Source organism: Agromyces binzhouensis (genome assembly GCF_042672355.1).
GTDB classification, from domain to species: Bacteria; Actinomycetota; Actinomycetes; order Actinomycetales; family Microbacteriaceae; genus Agromyces; species Agromyces binzhouensis.
This window is the reverse complement of record NZ_JBHXVJ010000001.1, coordinates 337,884-355,669: the sequence shown is the minus strand read 5'-3', so window position 1 is coordinate 355,669 and position 17,786 is coordinate 337,884. Positions and strand designations below refer to the sequence as shown.

Sequence of the window (17,786 nt, the reverse complement as noted above, 5' to 3'; positions counted from 1 at the left end):
CGTCAGCGCAGCTGGATCGAGATCGATCCGTCGGGCCGCACGGTCGCCTCGAGCGCGAGCGTGAACGACTCGTCCTGTTCGAGCGTCGAGAACGTGCCGTCGAAGAGCGACTGCACGTCGACCGAGATGTGCGCGAGCCCCGCGGTCGGCGGCATCTCGAACCTCATCTCGCTCGGGACGAGGGTGACCACCGGGGACTCCACGATGCTCCACACGGGATCGTTCACGACGCGGTCGTCGATCACGACGCCGAACGGGCAGCCGGCCGGCTGCAGCACCGGCTGGCTCGCGCACTGGTCGACGAGGTACTCGTCGACCTTCACCTGGACGCGTTCCACGAACGCCTCCGTGGGGAGGGAGTCGACCGTGACGGCGGCCCTCGCCCCCGGCTCGGCGACGACCTGGACCGGGGCCGCCTCGAGGAGGGTCGACTGGTAGCCGAACTCGTACACGGCGGGAGCGATCGCGAGGTACTGCGTGGTCTGCCTGAACGCGGACAGGTCGTCGCCGGTCTTCGCGGCCCGTGCGTCGAGCGTCAGGGACCCGACCGTGAACAGCGGACTCTGGGCGGCCGTGACCTCGATCACGGCGAGCGGGCTCGTCGCGAACTCCCATCGGTGCAGCACGCCGTAGAGCGGCTCGATCGGGCTCACGACGAACGCGGTCTGCACGATCGCCGTGTCGAGCCGATAGCTCACGGTCACCGTGTGCCGCCCGTCGTCATGCGCCTCGTCGGAGACGACGCGTACGTCCTCCGGGCCGGAGTCGACGACGTTCGAGCGCAGCATCGCGGTCGAGACGTCGGCGGGGAGCCCCGCGCCGGCCAGGTCGCCCTCGTCGAGCCGGACGCCCGGCGTCGCCGCGGCGCTCACGATGTCGTCGCTCGCGATGGCGTCGAGGTAGCGCTCGACGAAGGCGGGAGCGCCGTAGAGGCTCTGGTTCAGCCCGCCGAGGGCGGCGAGGAACCCGGCGACGAGCATGACGGCGAGGCCTGTCCACCCGACGATCGCGACCGGCGACAGGCGTCCCTCACGTCGGCCCGAGCTCCCCACCCGGCAAGTCTAGACAGGGCCGCGTCACGGACCGGTCTCTCCACAACGTCGCGTGACGGGTCGACGGATGCCCCGGCCCGGGCCGCGGCGCGGCGATCGCGGTCTACAGTGAAGACGCCCGCCCGCGGCATCCGCCCCACGAACGGGAGCGCGCGGCGGCGCATCAGACCCCGCCGAACCCAGCGAGACCGAAGGCCGACCGTTGCAGCACGTGACCCTCACCGCCGAGCAGCAGGCGGTGTTCCGGGCGATCGAGCACACGCGCGAGCACGTGTTCGTCACCGGCCGCGCGGGCACGGGCAAGTCCACGCTGCTGAATCACCTGAACTGGAACACCTCGAAGCAGATCGTGATCTGCGCGCCCACGGGCGTCGCGGCCCTCAACGTCGGCGGCCAGACCATCCACTCGCTGTTCCGCCTGCCGATCGGCGTGGTCGCCGACCACGACATCGACCAGAACGACGCGGTCCGCAAGATCCTGAACGCCATGGACACGCTCGTGATCGACGAGGTCTCGATGGTCAACGCCGACCTCATGGATGCGATGGACCGCTCGCTGCGCCAGGCGCGCCAACGCCCGCACGAGCCGTTCGGCGGCGTGCAGGTCGTGCTGTTCGGCGACCCGTACCAGCTCGCGCCGGTGCCGGGCTCGGGCGACGAGCGCCGGTACTTCGCCGACACGTATCGCTCGATGTGGTTCTTCGACGCGAAGGTCTGGCAGGAGGCCGACCTGCGGATCTACGAGCTCGGCGAGATCCACCGGCAGCACGACGACGCCTTCAAGCACATGCTCAACGCCGTCCGGCACGGGATGGTCACGGCAGAGATCGCCGAGGTCCTGAACGACACGGGCGCTCGCCGGCCGCTGCCCGAACAGGGCGCGATCACGCTCGCCACGACCAACGAGACCGTGAACCGGATCAACCGGGCGGCGCTCCACCGCCTCCCCGGGCACTCGATCGCGAACGAGGCCGAGGTGAACGGCGAGTTCGGGGGCCGCGGGTACCCCGCCGACGAACGGCTGGAGCTCAAGGTCGGCGCGCAGGTCATGTTCCTGCGCAACGACACCGCCGGGTGGGGCGAGGCCCCGCGCTGGGTGAACGGCACGATCGGCACGGTCACGTCGCTCGAGCGCGAGGTGCGCGTCGACATCGACGGCGAGAAGCACGAGGTGGAGCCGGCCACGTGGGAGAAGTACCGGTACACGTGGGACCCGGTCGCCAAGAAGCTCGAGCGCGAGATCGTGGCCGAGTTCACGCAGTTCCCGCTCCGCCTGGCGTGGGCGGTCACCATCCACAAATCGCAGGGCGCGAGCTACGACGCTGCGATCGTCGACCTCGGCTCGCGCGTCTTCAGCCCGGGCCAGACCTACGTGGCCCTCTCGCGGCTGACGAGCCTGGACGGACTCTACCTCGCCCGGCCGCTCGTCCCGCGCGACATCATCGTCGACCGCGACGTCGAGCGGTTCATGTCGGGTGCGACCCGCGATGTCGGGGCGGCGGAGGAGCCGTCCGCCTGAGCGGCGTCCCGACCGAGCCCGGCGATCTGGGAGACTCGCCCTCATGGCATGGGTGTTCCTCGCACTGGCGATCGCAGCCGAGGTCGCCGCGACGAGCCTGATCGGATTCACTGCGGGCTTCACCCGGCTGTGGTGGACCGTCATCGTGCTCGCGGGGTACGGCTTCTCGTTCTGGATGCTCGCCCTCACGGTCCGCGAGCTCGAGATCGGCATCGTCTACGCGATCTGGTCGGGCGTCGGCACCGCCGCGATCGTGGCGATCGGCGTGCTGTTCCTCGGCGAGTCGATCTCGGTGCCGAAGCTCGTCGGGATCGGCCTCATCGTGGCCGGCGTGCTCGTGCTCAACCTGTTCGCCGCGGAGTCCGCCGCGCACGGCTGATCCGTCGCGCCGGTGCGGGCGCCGTCGGCACGAAGGTGCGGCCGGGGGCGTCATCGCCACGCGCCCCCGGCCGCGGTCAGGGAGGTCAGTGGTGGTGCGCCCGATCGGAGGGCGCCTCGCCGGTGCGCGTGCCGTGCTCCCCGTGCGGCACGGCGGACCGGCCGGCCTCGGTGGCGGCGAGGGCCGGGGTCGCGAGCGCCGAGACCAGCACGGCCCCGATCGCGAGGCCCGCGAGCGAGCGGAGGGACTCCGACCCGGTCGCGGCCCGCGCCGCGGGCGTGGTGCGCGCGGCGGATGCCTCCGGCTCCCGGCGATCGGCACGCCCGCCTCGTGCGGCGCGGGCGACCGACAGCGCCACGACGGCGAGGAAGACCCCCGCCGCCGCGAGCGGGAGGCCCGGGACATCCGCCAGCGCACCGGATGCGACGGCGGCACCGCCCGCGAGGAACGACGCGACCGACGTCGCGAGCACGGCGCGCGGGGCGAGGGGGCGGCTCGCGCGGAGGGACAGGACGCCCCAGCCGAGCGCGGCGACGCCGAGCCCGGCCAGGGCGGCCTGCGGTGCACCCCCGGCACCGGCGGCGAGTGCCGTGAGGACGAGGCCGCCGCCGATCCCGGCGAGCATCGGCCAGGTCCGGGTCATCGTCGCCGGTGCGTGCATGGCCGGCTCCCTAGGCCGTCGCCACGCGTACGGTGCGCTCCGCGCCGAGTCCCACGCCGAGCAGCACGATCGCGCTGGCCAGGTGCAGGAAGTGGTCGGGCGTGTTGAGCGCGAGGATGTTGGCCGGAGTGCCGGCGATGAAGAAGCCGACCACGCCGAGCAGCAGGTAGGCCGCGCCGACGATCGTGTTGACGGTCTTCGCCGCGGCGACGTTCGACAGGCCCGCGATGAGGAGCGCGGCGCCGATCGCGAGGTGGGCGATGTTGTGGAGCGGGTTCACGGCGAACACGCCGAGGAGCAGCCCGCCCTCGGTGGCGATGAAGTCCACGCCGCCCGTCACGGCGAAGCCGAGCAGGCCGACGAGGACGTAGACCGCGCCGAACACGGTCGCGGCGATGCGGTTGGGTGAGTTCTTCATGGCGATGCCTCCTTGTCGTCGCGCGGCCGGTGCCGTGCTGGGAGGGATTCGACGTGCCGCGGGGTCCGGATTGGATCGTGTGTCCTCCGGTCGGGGGACACGCTCGACGGGAGCCCGCCAGCGACCCGCGGGGTCGGGCGGAGCGCTGTGAGGCGGGACCCGCCGGTCGGGTTACAATCGCAGCGGACACACGGCGGGGGGCACGGTGGCTGCACGGACAGGGCGGATGCGTCGACTGGTCGCAGCGTCGATGGCGTCTGCCGTCGTGGTCGCGGCGCTCGCCGCATGCACCTCGCCCGAGAGCCCGACCGCGGGCTTCGAGCAGGTCGAGGGCGACTTCGCGGCCGACGTCGTCGAGCAGCTCGACGCGACCCTCGCCGAGGCCGTCCGGTTGAGCGGCTCGAGCGGCGCGGTCGCCGGGGTCTGGGCTCCCTGGGCGGGCAGCTGGACGGTCGGGACGGGCACGGTGGACCTCTCCGACGGCGCCGAGCGGGTCACGACCGCGACGAGGTTCCAACTCGCCGATGGGACCGGCCAGCTGACCTGCGCGGTCATGCTGCGGCTGGTGGACGCCGGCATCGTCGCGCTCGACGACCAGGTGTCCGACATGGTGAACGGCATCCCCGGCCTCGAGGGCATCACCCTGGAGCAGCTCTGCCGCAATCGCTCGGGGATCGCCGACTACTACGGGCCGCTCCGCGCGCACTTCGTCAAGAACCCGACGCGGATCTGGCCCGCCAACGAACTCCTCGCGAGCGGCCTCGCGGCCGGTCGGAAGGGCGACCCGGGGGCGACCTGGGTCGAGTCGCGCACCGGCATCCTGCTCCTCACCGCGGCGCTCGAGGACCGCACCGGACGCTCCTGGTCGGATCTCGCGGAGCAGTACGTGCTCGACCCGCTGGAGCTCGAGGAGACCGGCCTCCCCGCCGCCGCCGACACGTCCTACGCCGACGCCCTCGGCGGCTACGCCGCGACGTACTCCGACGGCAAGCCGGCGTGCGACGCGATCGTCGACGTCTCGGAACGCTCCAGCTCGATCGGCGGCACCGCCTCCGGCGCGCGCACGACGCTCACCGACGCGAAGGCCATCAGCGAATCCTTCGCGACCGGCGCGCTGTTCCAGGAGGCGACCGCACGCGACGTCTGGACGCTGACGCCGCTCGGCGGGGACGCGCCCGGCTGGCAGGCCCAGGGGATCGGCGCCCAGCAGTTCGGGCCGCTGCGCGGGGTCGCCGGCGAGTCCACCGGGGCGCTCTCCGCGATGTTCACGGATCCCGAGACCGGGCTCACGGTCGTGCTCGCGCTCAACAACTCCACCGGCGGCGAGACGCTCGTGCGCGAGGCGGCGTTCGCGCTCGCTTCGATCGCCTCCAAGGCGGCGCCCGCCGAGGGTCGCGACCGGCCGCTCGTCGAGCTCCCGTGGTCGCTCGAGCAGGCGACCCAGCGCATGACGGATGCCGCGCCCTGCCCCCTCCCGGCCGACGCCGAGGAATGAGACCTTGGACCCGCCGGCGGAACACGCGCGGGTCCAGAATGGCGCAGACGGGGAGCGGGCTCCGGCAGGGGGGAGGCGTTCGCATGTGCCGATGGCTGGCGTACTCGGGTGAGCCGCTCAGGACCTCGGCCGTCCTGCTCGATGCCACGCACTCGCTCGTCGCGCAGTCGCTCGACTCCCCGCTCGGCGCGGAGACGGTGAACGGCGACGGCTTCGGGATCGGGTGGTATCCGGCCGGCGCCGTCGCGGGGAGCATCCCGGCGGTGTTCCACAGCACCGAGCCCGCGTGGAACGACGACAACGTGCGCGAGCTGGCGCGGGCGGTCGAGAGCCCCTTGTTCTTCAGCCACGTGCGCGCGGCCGCCGGACCGCCGATCCAACGCACGAACTGCCATCCGTTCCGATGGGAGAACTGGCTGTTCATGCACAACGGCTTCCTCGCCGAGTTCGCCAAGGTCAAGCGGGACCTCACCTTCGCCGTCGACCCCTCCCTGTACCCGAACCTGATGGGGACCACCGACTCGGAGGTGCTGTTCCACCTGGCGATCACGAACGGGCTCGCCGACGACCCCGTCTCGGCACTGCGCGCCACCGTCGACCTGGTCGAACGCGTCGGCCGCGACCACGGGGTCATGTTCCCGATGCAGGGCACCGTCGCGGTCGCGGACGGCGCGACGATCTGGGCGCTGCGCTACTCCACGCAGGGCCGGTCGCGCACCCTCTTCCACTCGGCCGACATCCCGACCATCCGCCGGATGTACCCGGACGCCGAGCGGCTCAGCGAGTTCGGCGAGCACGCACACCTCGTCGTGTCCGAGCCGCTCAACGACCTGCCGGGTCTCTTCACCGAGGTGCCGGAGTCCACGATCGCCATCCTCGACCGAGAGGGATACCACCATGAGCCCTTCCGAAGCGCAGCCTGAGCCCCCGGCCCCGGCTCCGACTGCGTCTTCGGCCGGCGAGCCGCCCGAGGGCGCACCGGCCCCGACCTCGTGGGTGGTCGTCGCGGCGCTCTCCGCCGCGCAGTTCGTGATGGTCCTCGACAGCACGGTCATGAACGTGTCGATCTCGCAGGTCGTCGAGGACCTCGACACGACCGTCTCCGCGATGCAGGCCGCGATCACGTTCTACACGCTCACGATGGCCGCGCTCATGCTCGTCGGCGCGAAGCTCGGCGACGTGTGGGGGCGGCTGCGCGCCTTCGTGATCGGCGCGATCATCTACGCGGTCGGATCGCTCACGACGGCGCTGAGCCCGAACATCGCCGTCCTCTTCGCCGGGTGGTCGGTCGTCGAGGGCGTCGGCGCGGTGCTCGTCATCCCGGCGATCGCGGCGCTCATCGCGGACAACTACGAGGGACGGCGGCGGGTGACGGCGTACGCGATGATCGGCGCCGCGTCCGGCGCAGCCGTCGCCGCCGGACCGCTCATCGGCGGATTCCTGACGACCTACGCCTCGTGGCGGTACGTCTTCATCGGCGAGGTCGTCGTCATGGCGGTCGTGGTGCTGTTCGCTCGGCGCATCGCCGACCGGCACGAGCCGGTCCGCCTCCGCATCGACGTGCTCAGCGTGCTGCTCTCGTCCGCTGGGCTCATCGCGGTGGTGCTCGGGATGCTCCAGAGCAAGACCTGGGGCTGGATCATCCCGCTGCAGTCGCCGGAGATCGGCGGCGTCGCGATCGCGCCGCTCGGCGTCTCGCTCACGGCCTGGCTGATCATCGCGGGCGTCGGGCTGCTCGCCTGGTTCGCGCTGCGCCAGCGGCGGCTCATCGACGCGGGCCGCGAACCCTTCCTCGACGTCTCGCTGCTGCGCATCGCCCGACTGCGGAGCGGCCTGTCGTCGCTCGGCGCGCAGTACGCCGTGACCGCCGGCCTGTTCTTCATGGTCCCCGTCTACCTGCAGATGACGCTCGGGCTCGACGCACTGCAGACCGGTCTCCGCATCTTCCCGCTGTCGATCTCGCTCATCCTGTTCTCCTTCGCGGGCACGCGCCTGTCCACCCGCTGGTCGCCCCGGCGCATCGTCGTCGTCGGGCAGGTCGTGCTCGCGGCGGCCGCAGTGCTGCTGCTGGCGTCGGTCGACCAGGAGCTCAGGCAGGTGGCGTTCAGCGTCGGGATGTTCATCGCCGGTGCCGCGCTCGGCCTCCTCGCTTCCCAGCTCGGCAACGTCAACATGTCGAGCGTCGGTCCGGAGAAGTCGAGCGAGGTCGGCGGCATGCAGGGCGTGTTCCAGAACCTGGGCTCGTCGCTCGGCACCGCGCTCATCGGCTCGATGCTGATCGGCGCGCTCGCGACCTCGTTCGCGGGCGGGGTCGCCTCGAGCGACCTGCCCGACGACGTGCGCTCCGCCGTCGCCGAGGCAACGGACGACGGCGTCGAGCTCGTGCCGGCGTCGACCGTCGCCGAGATCGGCACCGATGCCGGCCTGTCCGACGACGACGCCGCCGAGCTGACGCGCGTGTACGGCGACGCCCAGTTGCAGGCGCTGCGGGTCGCGTTCGTCGGGCTCATCGCCATCGCGCTGCTGGCCCTGCTGCTCTCTCGCGGCGTCCCCGACGAGGTCGAGGGGCGCGCCCCGCCGTCGCGCGGGGGGCGGAACGCGAAGGTGCCCGAGGAGATCGAGGAACGACCATGACCGGACCCGCATTCGACCGACGCCGCACCGGACCCGAGGCCGCGGCCCGGCCCGAATCGGCCGGCATCCCCGATCCCGCGCCGCGACACGACTTCGCGGGACGGGCCGCGGCGGGACGCGCGGCGCGCTCCAGCGCTCCTCGCGGTTCGCACGCGGGCTGGTCGCCGCCCGCGGACCGGCCCGACCCGGTGTCGCTGCTCGAGGAACAGGCGACGACGCGCGTCCCCGAGCTCGTGCCGATCCGCTACGCGCGGATGCTCGTGTCGCCGTTCACCTTCTACCGCGGTGCGGCGCTGATCATGGCGTCCGACCTCGCGAGCACCCCGGTCTCGGGGATCGTCGCCCAGATCTGCGGCGACGCCCACCTGTCGAACTTCGGGTTGTTCTCGTCGCCCGAGCGCGACCAGGTGTTCGACGTGAACGACTTCGACGAGACGCTGCCCGGCCCGTGGGAATGGGACGTCAAGCGCCTCGCGGCGAGCTTCGAGATCGCGGCACGCTACCGCGGCTTCGACGACCGCGACCGGCGGCAGATCGTCCTGACCTGCGTGGCGGCGTACCGCGAGCAGATGCGGCGGGCGTCCGAGGCACGCGTGATGGACGCGTGGTACGACCACCTCGACGCCGCAGCGCTGCGCGAGTGGTTCGAGCGGGAGCAGGCGGCGAGCCGGATCGGCCGGAAGCAGCTGGCGCGGAGCGAGGCGACGCTCGCCAAGGCGCGTCGACGAGACAGCGTCCGCGCCTTCAGCAAGCTCGTCCGGAGCGAGGGCGGCGTGATGCGCATCGCCGCCGATCCGCCGCTCATCGTGCCGATCGAGGAGCTGGTCGCCGACGACATGACGCGCGCCGACGAGGAGCGCATCATGCGGAGCGCGTTGCAGGACTACCGGACGACGCTGCCGCTCGAGCGTCATCCCATCGCCGAGTTCGACTACGTCCACATGGCACGCAAGGTCGTCGGCGTCGGCAGCGTCGGCACGCGGGCGTGGGTCATCCTGATGCGCGGTCGGGACGATCGCGACCCGCTCATGCTGCAGGCGAAGGAGGCGCAGCCGTCGGTGCTCGAGCGCTTCCTGCCGCAGAGCCCGTACGAGAATCACGGCGAGCGCGTCGTGCGCGGCCAGCGCATGATGCAGGCGGCGAGCGACCTCTTCCTGGGGTGGCAGCGCGTCACGGGCATCGACGGGGTCCGACGGGACTTCTACCTGCGCCAGCTCGCCGACGGCAAGGGCGCCGCGGACGTCGAGCTCATGACGCCGAAGGCGGGCCTCCTGTACGCCCAGCTGTGCGGCGCGACGCTCGCCCGGGCCCACGCCCGTGCGGGCGACCGCGTCGCGATCGCCGCCTACCTCGGCGGGTCCGACCGCTTCGACGTCGCGATCGCGGCGTTCGCCGCCGACTACGCCGACCAGAACGAGCGGGACTACGAGGCGTTCGCGCGCGCCGTCGCGTCCGGCCGGTTGGCGGCCGCCGACGCGGAGTGAGCTCCGCCGACGCGGGGTGAACTCGGGCGACGCGGTGCTGCGGCATCCGGCCCCGCCTTGGTAGCGTGCAAGGGTTCGGCCGCGCGCGAGGATGCGGCGGCCAGCGGCGACGGCCAGGGGAGGCGCGAATGTCGGCAACCGCAGGCGAGCACGGAGTGGCACAGCCACGCGAGATGTGGACGGGCCAGGTCGGCTTCATCCTCTCGGCGATCGGGTCGGCGGTCGGACTCGGCAACATCTGGCGGTTCCCGGGGGTGGCGTACGAGAACGGCGGCGGTGCGTTCCTGATCCCCTACCTCGTGGCGCTCGTGACCGCGGGCATCCCGATCCTGTTCCTCGACTACGCGCTCGGGCACCGCTTCCGCGGCGCGGCGCCGACGGCGTTCCGCCGGCTCGGCGGCGGGCGCCTGAAGTGGCTCGAGAGCCTCGGCTGGTTCCAGGTGATGATCTGCTTCGTGATCGCGCTGTACTACACGGTCGTCATCGCCTGGGCGGCGAGCTACTTCGTGTTCTCGTTCGACCTGCGCTGGGGCGACGACACGGCCGGGTTCCTGGTGGGCGACTACCTGCAGGTGGGCGACCCGGGCTTCTCGTTCACCTTCGTGCCCGCGGTGCTCATCCCGCTCGTGATCATCTGGGTCGCCGCGATCGTGGTCCTGGCCTTCGGCGTCGCGCGCGGCGTGCAGCGCATCAACGTGATCTTCCTGCCGCTGCTCGTCGTGGCCTTCGCCGCGCTCGTGGTCCGGTCGCTGTTCCTCGACGGCGCCGGCGACGGGCTCAACGCCCTGTTCACGCCAGACTTCTCGGCGCTGGCCGACCCCAACGTCTGGATCGCCGCCTACAGCCAGATCTTCTTCTCGCTGTCGATCGCGTTCGGCATCATGATCACCTACGCGTCGTACCGTCGGCGCCGCTCGAACCTGACGACCCCCGGCCTCGTGGTCGCGTTCGCGAACTCGTCGTTCGAGATCCTCGCCGGCATCGGGGTGTTCGCGACGCTCGGGTTCTTCGCGTTCGAGCAGGGCGTCGACATCGCCGAACTCGAGGGCCTCACGGGCGTCGGGCTCTCGTTCATCACCTTCCCCGCGATCGTCTCGCAGATGCCGGGCGGCCCGATCTTCGGCGTCCTCTTCTTCGGCTCCCTCGCGATGGCCGGGTTCACGTCGCTGCTGTCCGTGCTGCAGGTCGTGTCGGCGGGGTTCCAGGAGAAGTTCGGACTCACCCCCCGCCAGGCGGCCACGCGCGTGGGCATCGTGTCGATGGTCCTCTCGGTGCTGCTCTTCTCGACGACGACGGGACTCATCGCGCTCGACACGGTCGACAACTGGGCGAACAACATCGGCATCGTCCTGTCGGCGGTGCTCGCCGGGATCTTCGCGTTCTGGGTGCTCCGCAAGGGACCCGAGCTCCGCTACCACCTGAACGCGGTCTCGACCTTCCGGGTCGGCGGGGTGTGGACCGTGCTGGCGGGCGTCCTCGCCCCGATCATCCTCGGCTACATGCTGATCCAGCGCATCGCCTCGCTCATCGTGGAGGGCTACGCCGGGTACCCGGACTGGTACCTCGCCGTCATGGGCTGGGGCACGGTCGCGTTCTTCGTCGTGGCGGCCCTCGTGCTGACCGGGATCCGGTGGCGGCGCAGCCCGGACGCGTTCCGGCCGTGGCCCCCGTTGCCCGACCGGATGCTGCAGGCTGATGCGACCGCGCCGAAGGAGGGGGGCCGCTCATGACCGGGACCGCGATCTTCTTCCTCGTCCTCGCGATCGTGCTCGTGTGGGGAGGATTCACGGTGAGCGTGCTGGCGCTGAGCCGGAAGCCCGACCGGCACGACTTCCCGCCGGGCGGGGAGGACGACCACCGCGAGGACATCGGGCCGGTCGAGCGGGACACGTAGTCGGCGGGGGCGCAACCCCCTGAGCCGTCGCGGCGGCTCACGGCATACTGTGGGAACCTCCGCCGGTGCGGAGGGCGAGAGGAGATGCGCCGTGACCGAAGCCGGGCCGGGGAGGCAGGGCGGCGACGCGCAGGAGGGCGTGTCGACGAGCGCCGAGCCGAAGGACGACAGATCGCGGGGCGACGATCGCGGCCGGTGGCGACGGTTCCACGAACGCTTCATCGTCGAGGAGCGGTACCTGTCGGCCAGGGCCCGCCGCAACCTCTACATCGTGGCCGCCGCGCTCGTCGCCGCGGGGCTCGTGGGCTTCTTCGTGGTGCTCGACTCGATCCTCGAATCCGACGACCTCTCCTACATCGACGCGCCGATCGAGGCGTGGTTCGACTCGGGACGCGCCGCATGGCTGACGACGTTCATGATCGTGCTCGCCGTCGCGTTCGGCCCCATCGCGATGCCCATCATCATCCTCGTGACGACGGTGGCGTGGGGCGTGTTCGCGAAGCACGCGTGGCGGCCGCTGCTCCTCGCGGGCGGGATGATCCTGGGCGTCATCGTCGTGCAGCTGCTCGCACCGCTCATCGCACGCGATCGGCCGCCGGCCGACGAGATGCTCTTCGGCTACGACCCCACCTCCTCGTTCCCCTCCGGGCACGTCATGGGCGTCGCCGACTTCCTCTTCATCGGCACGTACCTCGTGTTCTCGCGGCACCGTCGGCCCGTCGTCACGACCCTGGCGTTCGTCGCGGCCGCGGCCGTGGTGCTCCTCACGGCGGCGTGCCGCATCTACCTCGGGTACCACTGGGCGACCGACGCGCTCGGTTCGATCTTCCTCTCGCTCGTGGTCCTCGGCCTCGTGATCGGCGTCGACACCTGGCGCACCGTCCGCGTGGGCACGGCCGAGCAGATCGCCGAGTCGGACCGGCGCCCGGAGGCGTGGGGGCGCGATGAGCGGCGCTGACGGCGCCGGCTCGGGCCCCGATGCGTCGACCGCGGGCGCGACCGAGCAGGGGACTCCGCACGCGGGCCATCGCGCCCATGCTCCGGCGCCGCTCCGCGTCAGCCGCCGCCCGTGGCTGGCGGCGGGGATCATCGCCCTGGTCGCCGTCGCCCTCGTCGGCACGGTGATCGTCTACTCCGAGCGCCGGCCCTTCGGCTTCGAGGTCGACCTGATGACCTCGCTCTCCGCGGCCCGCACGCCGGCCGTCACCTCCGGAGCCCTCGTCCTCGACCTGCTCGGCGGCGGCGTGCTCTCGAACGTCGTCTTCCCGATCCTCATCGTGGCCGGCCTGCTCGTCTGGCGTCGGCCGTGGGCGGCGCTCTACTTCGGCGTCGCCGCGCTCGCGAGCGCCGGCGTGACGCGCCTGGTGAAGGTGCTGGTCGGCCGGGTCCGACCCGAGGACATCCTCGTCCACCCCGACTTCGGCTCCTTCCCATCGGGGCACAGCTCGGCCGCGGCGCTCATCGCGACCGCCCTCGGCCTGATCTTCATGCGCACGTGGGTGTGGGTCGCGGGCATCGCCTGGACCGTGCTCATGATGCTGAGCCGCATGTACCTCGGCGCGCACTGGTTGAGCGACACGATCGGCGGTGCGCTCGTCGGGGTCGGCGCTGCGCTCATCGTGTGGGCGCCCTTCGCCTACCGCCTGTACCGCGAGAACCGGATGCCGCATAGACCGCTCTGGAAGCCGGCCGGAACCGCGGCGAAGTCCTGACGCGGGGCCGCGTCATCCGCGAGGATCGGAACGGGGGCCGAATGGGAGCGAACGACGACCGGGGGCGGCGACGGATGCCGCGGTGGGTGCCGCCCGGCGTCGAGGTCGCGCGCAACTACCGCCGCGACTGGCTCGTTCCCGACCTGCGCGCGGGGATCGTCGTTACCGCGCTCCTCATCCCCGCCGGCATGGGGTATGCGCGCGTCGCCGGCCTGCCGCCCGAGACGGGCCTCTACGCGACGATCGTGCCGCTGCTCGCCTACGCCCTCTTCGGGCCGAGCCGCATCCTCGTCCTCGGGCCGGACTCGGCGCTCGCCCCGATCATCGCCGCGGCCATCCTGCCGCTCGCGGTCGGCGACGACGAGCGGGCGGTCGCGCTCGCCGGGTTGCTCGCGATCATGGTCGGCGCGATCCTCCTCCTCGGCGGGGTGCTGCGCCTCGGCTTCGTGACCGACCTGCTCTCCAAGCCCATCCGCGTCGGGTACCTGAACGCGATCGCCCTGCTCGTGCTCATCTCGCAGGTCCCGCCGCTGCTCGGCTTCTCGGTCGACGGGGAATCGCCCGTCGCCGAGGTCGTCGCGATCTGGTCGGCCCTCGTCGGCGGCGAGGCGGATCCGATCGCGGTGGCGTTCGGGCTCGGCTCGCTCGTGGTGATCGTCGGCCTGACGCTGCTCCGATCGCCAGTGCCGGGCGTGCTCGTCGCCGTCGTCGCGGCGACCCTCCTCACCTGGATCCTCGGTCTCGACGAGCGGCTGCCCGTGGTGGGTGCGCTGCCCGCCGGCCTGCCCGCGCCTGCGCTCGGCGGGCTCGAATGGGCGGATGTCGCGGGCCTCGCGCTCCCCGCCGCGGGCATCGCCCTCGTCGCCTTCACCGACACGGCGGTGTTCTCCCGCTCGCTCGCCGCGCGTCGCGGCGAGACGGTGAACGGGAGCGCCGAGATGGCGGCGATCGGCTCGGCCAACGTGGCCTCGGGGCTGTTCGGCGGCTTCCCGATCTCCGCGTCGTCGTCGCGGACGCCGGTCGCCGAGCAGGCGGGGTCGAAGTCGCAGCTCACGGGCGTCGTCGGCGCGGTGCTCCTCGTCCTGTTCATCGTGCTCGCGCCGGGCGTGACCGAGTTCCTGCCGTCGGCGACGCTCGCGGCGGTCGTCGTCACGGCGGCGGCGCGGCTCATCGACGTGCGCGGGTTCGTCCGGCTCGTCGGCATGGACCGGGTGGATGCCGCGCTCTCGGCGGCCGCGTTCGTCGGGGTCTTCGTCTTCGGCGTCATCGAGGGCATCGCCGTGACGATCGGGCTGTCGCTGCTGGCGTTCGTGTACCACTCCTGGCGACCGTACCGGGCCGAGCTCGGCAGGGTCACCGGACTCCGCGGTTACCACGACCTGTCCCGCAATCCCGAGGGCGAGCGGATCCCGGGGGTCGTGATCGTGCGGTTCGACGCACCGCTGTTCTTCGCCAACGGCGGCCTCTTCGACGACTTCGTGCGCTCGCGCGTCGTGGCGGCCGGCCCGGAGATCCGCACCGTGATCCTCGCGGCGGAGCCCATCACCGACATCGACACGACCGCTGTCGACGAGTTCGTCGAACTCGACGACTGGCTCGCGAGCCGTGGCATCCACCTCGTCATCGCGGAGATGAAGGACCCGGTCGTCGACGTGCTGCGGCGGTACGGGCTCGCCGACCGCTTCACGCCGGACCGGTTCGCGCCGACGGTCGGTGCCGCGGTCGACGAGGTCACCGGCACGCTGCGCGGCGACCTCGAGGGCACGAAATGGGACGGGAACGGGCCCGAGCATCCCGACGGGCCGGAGCGTCCCGACGGGCCGGAGCGTCCCGACGGTGCGCAGCGGCCCGACCGCTGACGCTCACCAGGTCGAGTCGCCGCGGATCACCGCGTCGGACCCGCCGTCGATGAAGACGACCTGGCCGCACAGGTGCGCGTTCTCCTCGCCGGTGAGCCACGCGAGCAGGTACGCCACGTCGCGCGGCTGGAAGATGCCGTTCAGCGGCATGGGCACCATCTCGAGGATCGCCGCCCGCGCCTCCTCCGTGTTCGTGTAGGCCTCGGTCATGGGCGTGACGACGACGCCCGGCGCGATCGCGTTGAGCGGGATGCCGGCACCCGCCCAGTCCGGTCCGGCCGCGTTGCGCCGGATCCACCGTGCGAGTGCGCGCTTGCTCGTGCCGTAGATCAGGTTCGCCTCCTCGGGCGTGCCCGCCTCGAGCTCCGCGGCGCGCGCGAGCGCAGTCGGCTCGTCGCCCGCCAGGAACGCGTCGAGCAGCGCGTCGTCCGGCGGGAACAGGGAGGCCATCGAGGCGGTCGCGACCGCGCGGGGCGCGTCCGACCCGGCGAGCAGGGGACGAAGCCGCTCGAGCGTCGCGAGGGTGCCGAAGTAGTTGACCGCGGCGGCCTTCGCGATCGGGGTGGCCAGTCCGGCGTTGGCGATGATCGCGTCGATGCTCCCGTCGGAGGCGTCGGCGACGCCCGAGACGAGGTCGGCCCGGCCCTGCTCGGTCGTCAGGTCGACGTTCACGTCGGCGTCGCGCAGGTCGACCCCGATGACGCGGTGACCGCGTTCGGCCAGGAGGTCGGCGGTCGCGCGACCGATGCCGCTCGCGGATCCGGTGACGACGTACGTGCGTGGCATGGCTGCTCCAGCTTCGTTGCGGATGGCGCGCCGTCATCCGGCGCGCGGGTCCGGGATCGGGTCCCGCTTCGAGCCTTCCCGACGGCCGTCGGTCCGCGCGGGTCGTTCGGCCCGTGGGACGGCGGGGTCGCCGCCTAGCCTCGGAAGCGGGAGGTGCGGGATGAGCAACGGGTCGAACGCGGGTCTCGCCGGTGGCGGCGCGATCTACGGTCTCGGGATCTTCGGGGCGTGGGTGTACTTCTGGCAGCAGGCTGACGCGTTCTGGGAGTACGTCTGGGCGATCTTCCAGGGCCTCTTCTGGCCGGCCTTCATGGTCTACGAGCTGTTCTCGGCCCTCGGCGAGTGAACGAGCCCACCCCCGGACCCAGCCGACGCAGCGTGCTGGCGATCGGCGCCGCGGCCGTCGGCGCCATCGCGGTCGGGGCGAGCGGCCTCGCGTGGTGGACCGCATCCCAGGTGACCGGGCCCGACCCGGTCGCACCCGACGGGACCGACGGAACGGACGCGTCCGGCCCCCCGGCCGACGGCTCCGCGGGGGAGACGTTCCGCGAGCCCGAGGTGCGCTCGAGCGCCCGCGGGCGACTCGACCTCGAGCTCGCCGCCGCGGTGACGACCGCGACGATCGACGGGCGCCGGGTGCGCGTCCTCGGGTACGAGGGCGGCATGCCCGGACCCACGCTGCGGGTCCGAGCCGGCGACCGGATCTCCCTGCGGTTCCGGAACGGGCTCGGCGCGACGACCAACCTGCACACCCACGGCCTCGAGGTCTCGCCCGAGGGGAACTCGGACAACGTCTTCGTGATGATCCCGGCCGGCGGGACCTTCGACTACGCGTACGAGCTCGGGGAGGACCATCCGCCCGGGGTCTTCTGGTACCACCCGCACCACCACGGCACGACCGCCGAACAGCTGTTCGGCGGCCTGTACGGCGCGATCATCGTCGAGGAACCGGATCCGCCCGCGGTCGACCGCGAGCGGGTGCTCGTGATCGCCGACATCTCGTTCGACGCGAACGGCGACGTCACCACCGCGACGAGATTCGAGCGGATGCTGGGCCGCGAGGGCGACCTCGTGCTCGTGAACGGCCTGCTCCTCCCGACGATGGCCGCGGCAGCGGGGGAGCGGGAACGGTGGCGGATCGTGAACGCCTGCACGTCGCGGTACCTGCGCCTGCGCCTCGACGGGCAGCGGATGCGGCTGCTCGGCATCGACGCGGGCCGCTTCCCCGAGCCGCGCGACGTCGACGAGATCGTCCTGCTCCCCGGCAACCGCGCCGACGTCCTCGTCGATGCGGCGGCGGGCGAGGCCGTGCTGCAGACCCTGCCGTTCGACCGCGGGAGCATGGGCGCGATGGGCGCGCCGCGGAGCGCGACGACCGGCGCCGACCTGGCGCGGTTCGTCGTGCAGGGGGATGCCGCGGCATCCGTCGCACCCCTGCCGGCGGCATCCGCCGCCCCTCGGGACCTCCGCGACGAGGAGGTGACCGGACGCCGGACCCTCACGCTCGCGATGGGCGGGATGGGCGGCGGCATGGGCCAGGGCATGGGGTTCACGATCGACGGTCGGACGTTCGCGGAGGGGCGGACGGACCTCGAACCGCCGGCCGGGGCGATCGAGGAGTGGACCATCGAGAACACCAGCACCATGGACCATCCGTTCCACCTGCACGTCTGGCCCATGCAGCTGGTCGAGGTCGACGGGGCGCCGGTGACCGGGGTGGACCGGCGCGACGTCGTGCCGGTGCCCGCAGGCGGCCGCATCGTCGTGCGCATCGCCTTCGAGGGCATCACGGGTCGCACGGTGTACCACTGCCACATCCTCGATCACGAGGACCTCGGCATGATGGGCACCATCCGCGTCGACTGAGCCCGGCCCGCCGCGGGGGGCCGCGGG

Annotated in this window: 17 protein-coding genes; 13 read left to right on the top strand and 4 right to left on the bottom strand. The window is 72.3% G+C overall.

Features of this window, described 5'->3' with window-relative positions; genetic code table 11:
• Positions 1 to 2 precede the first annotated feature (2 nt).
• Positions 3 to 1,052, bottom strand: coding sequence for a hypothetical protein (locus ACFVHK_RS01740; RefSeq protein ID WP_376927314.1), 1,050 nt, complete (start codon positions 1,050 to 1,052; stop codon positions 3 to 5).
• Positions 1,053 to 1,254: 202 nt separating this feature from the next.
• On the opposite strand from ACFVHK_RS01740, the gene ACFVHK_RS01735 reads away from it, so the two are divergent.
• Positions 1,255 to 2,571 carry an ATP-dependent DNA helicase gene (locus tag ACFVHK_RS01735; RefSeq protein ID WP_376927313.1) on the top strand — a complete coding sequence of 439 codons (1,317 nt, stop codon included), beginning with the start codon at positions 1,255 to 1,257 and terminating at the stop codon, positions 2,569 to 2,571.
• Between the two features lie 43 nt (positions 2,572 to 2,614).
• On the top strand, positions 2,615 to 2,950 hold the full coding sequence (locus ACFVHK_RS01730; RefSeq protein WP_129233732.1) for a DMT family transporter: 336 nt from the start codon (positions 2,615 to 2,617) through the stop codon (positions 2,948 to 2,950).
• A gap of 85 nt (positions 2,951 to 3,035) precedes the next feature.
• Here the strand turns inward: ACFVHK_RS01730 and ACFVHK_RS01725 are convergent, their stop codons facing one another.
• Together ACFVHK_RS01725 and ACFVHK_RS01720 are read right to left on the bottom strand one after the other, a co-directional pair.
• Entirely contained in the window at positions 3,036 to 3,611 is a 576-nt protein-coding gene (locus ACFVHK_RS01725) for a hypothetical protein (RefSeq protein WP_376927312.1), read from the bottom strand.
• Positions 3,612 to 3,621: 10 nt separating this feature from the next.
• The gene (locus ACFVHK_RS01720) at positions 3,622 to 4,029 is read right to left on the bottom strand and encodes a DUF4383 domain-containing protein (RefSeq protein ID WP_376927311.1); all 408 of its coding nucleotides are present in this window, start codon (positions 4,027 to 4,029) and stop codon (positions 3,622 to 3,624) included.
• A 250-nt stretch (positions 4,030 to 4,279) separates the two neighbouring features.
• Between ACFVHK_RS01720 and ACFVHK_RS01715 the strand changes: the two genes are divergently transcribed.
• The 9 genes from ACFVHK_RS01715 (at position 4,280) to ACFVHK_RS01675 (ending at position 15,107) form a co-directional block, all read left to right on the top strand.
• Positions 4,280 to 5,524, top strand: a complete 1,245-nt coding sequence (locus tag ACFVHK_RS01715) for a serine hydrolase domain-containing protein (protein WP_376927310.1) — start codon at positions 4,280 to 4,282, stop codon at positions 5,522 to 5,524.
• An 83-nt stretch (positions 5,525 to 5,607) separates the two neighbouring features.
• The gene (locus tag ACFVHK_RS01710; protein ID WP_376927309.1) at positions 5,608 to 6,447 is read left to right on the top strand and encodes a class II glutamine amidotransferase; all 840 of its coding nucleotides are present in this window, start codon (positions 5,608 to 5,610) and stop codon (positions 6,445 to 6,447) included.
• Positions 6,422 to 8,158 carry an MFS transporter gene (locus ACFVHK_RS01705; protein ID WP_376927308.1) on the top strand — a complete coding sequence of 579 codons (1,737 nt, stop codon included), beginning with the start codon at positions 6,422 to 6,424 and terminating at the stop codon, positions 8,156 to 8,158. Before ACFVHK_RS01710 ends, ACFVHK_RS01705 begins: the two co-directional genes overlap by 26 nt.
• Positions 8,155 to 9,642 (top strand): DUF2252 domain-containing protein, encoded by a 1,488-nt coding sequence (locus ACFVHK_RS01700; protein ID WP_376927307.1) that lies wholly within the window; start codon positions 8,155 to 8,157, stop codon positions 9,640 to 9,642. Before ACFVHK_RS01705 ends, ACFVHK_RS01700 begins: the two co-directional genes overlap by 4 nt.
• 128 nt (positions 9,643 to 9,770) lie before the next feature.
• On the top strand, positions 9,771 to 11,372 hold the full coding sequence (locus ACFVHK_RS01695) for a sodium-dependent transporter (protein ID WP_376927306.1): 1,602 nt from the start codon (positions 9,771 to 9,773) through the stop codon (positions 11,370 to 11,372).
• The gene (locus tag ACFVHK_RS01690; RefSeq protein ID WP_155053021.1) at positions 11,369 to 11,536 is read left to right on the top strand and encodes a methionine/alanine import family NSS transporter small subunit; all 168 of its coding nucleotides are present in this window, start codon (positions 11,369 to 11,371) and stop codon (positions 11,534 to 11,536) included. The genes ACFVHK_RS01695 and ACFVHK_RS01690 overlap by 4 nt, the downstream gene beginning before the upstream one ends.
• Positions 11,537 to 11,627: 91 nt before the next feature.
• Positions 11,628 to 12,494: a phosphatase PAP2 family protein gene (locus ACFVHK_RS01685; RefSeq protein ID WP_376927305.1), complete on the top strand. Its 867-nt coding sequence runs from the start codon at positions 11,628 to 11,630 to the stop codon at positions 12,492 to 12,494.
• Positions 12,481 to 13,248 (top strand): phosphatase PAP2 family protein, encoded by a 768-nt coding sequence (locus ACFVHK_RS01680; protein WP_376927304.1) that lies wholly within the window; start codon positions 12,481 to 12,483, stop codon positions 13,246 to 13,248. The genes ACFVHK_RS01685 and ACFVHK_RS01680 overlap by 14 nt, the downstream gene beginning before the upstream one ends.
• A gap of 41 nt (positions 13,249 to 13,289) precedes the next feature.
• Positions 13,290 to 15,107 carry a SulP family inorganic anion transporter gene (locus ACFVHK_RS01675; RefSeq protein ID WP_376927303.1) on the top strand — a complete coding sequence of 606 codons (1,818 nt, stop codon included), beginning with the start codon at positions 13,290 to 13,292 and terminating at the stop codon, positions 15,105 to 15,107.
• A gap of 3 nt (positions 15,108 to 15,110) precedes the next feature.
• On the opposite strand, the gene ACFVHK_RS01670 is transcribed toward ACFVHK_RS01675, so the two are convergent.
• Positions 15,111 to 15,893, bottom strand: coding sequence for an SDR family oxidoreductase (locus ACFVHK_RS01670; protein ID WP_376927302.1), 783 nt, complete (start codon positions 15,891 to 15,893; stop codon positions 15,111 to 15,113).
• 160 nt (positions 15,894 to 16,053) lie between these two features.
• On the opposite strand from ACFVHK_RS01670, the gene ACFVHK_RS01665 reads away from it, so the two are divergent.
• A complete protein-coding gene (locus ACFVHK_RS01665) occupies positions 16,054 to 16,239 on the top strand; it encodes a hypothetical protein (protein WP_129234349.1) in 186 nt (61 codons plus the stop codon).
• Positions 16,236 to 17,759 carry a multicopper oxidase family protein gene (locus ACFVHK_RS01660; RefSeq protein WP_376927301.1) on the top strand — a complete coding sequence of 508 codons (1,524 nt, stop codon included), beginning with the start codon at positions 16,236 to 16,238 and terminating at the stop codon, positions 17,757 to 17,759. The genes ACFVHK_RS01665 and ACFVHK_RS01660 overlap by 4 nt, the downstream gene beginning before the upstream one ends.
• The last annotated feature ends 27 nt before the right edge of the window (positions 17,760 to 17,786 follow it).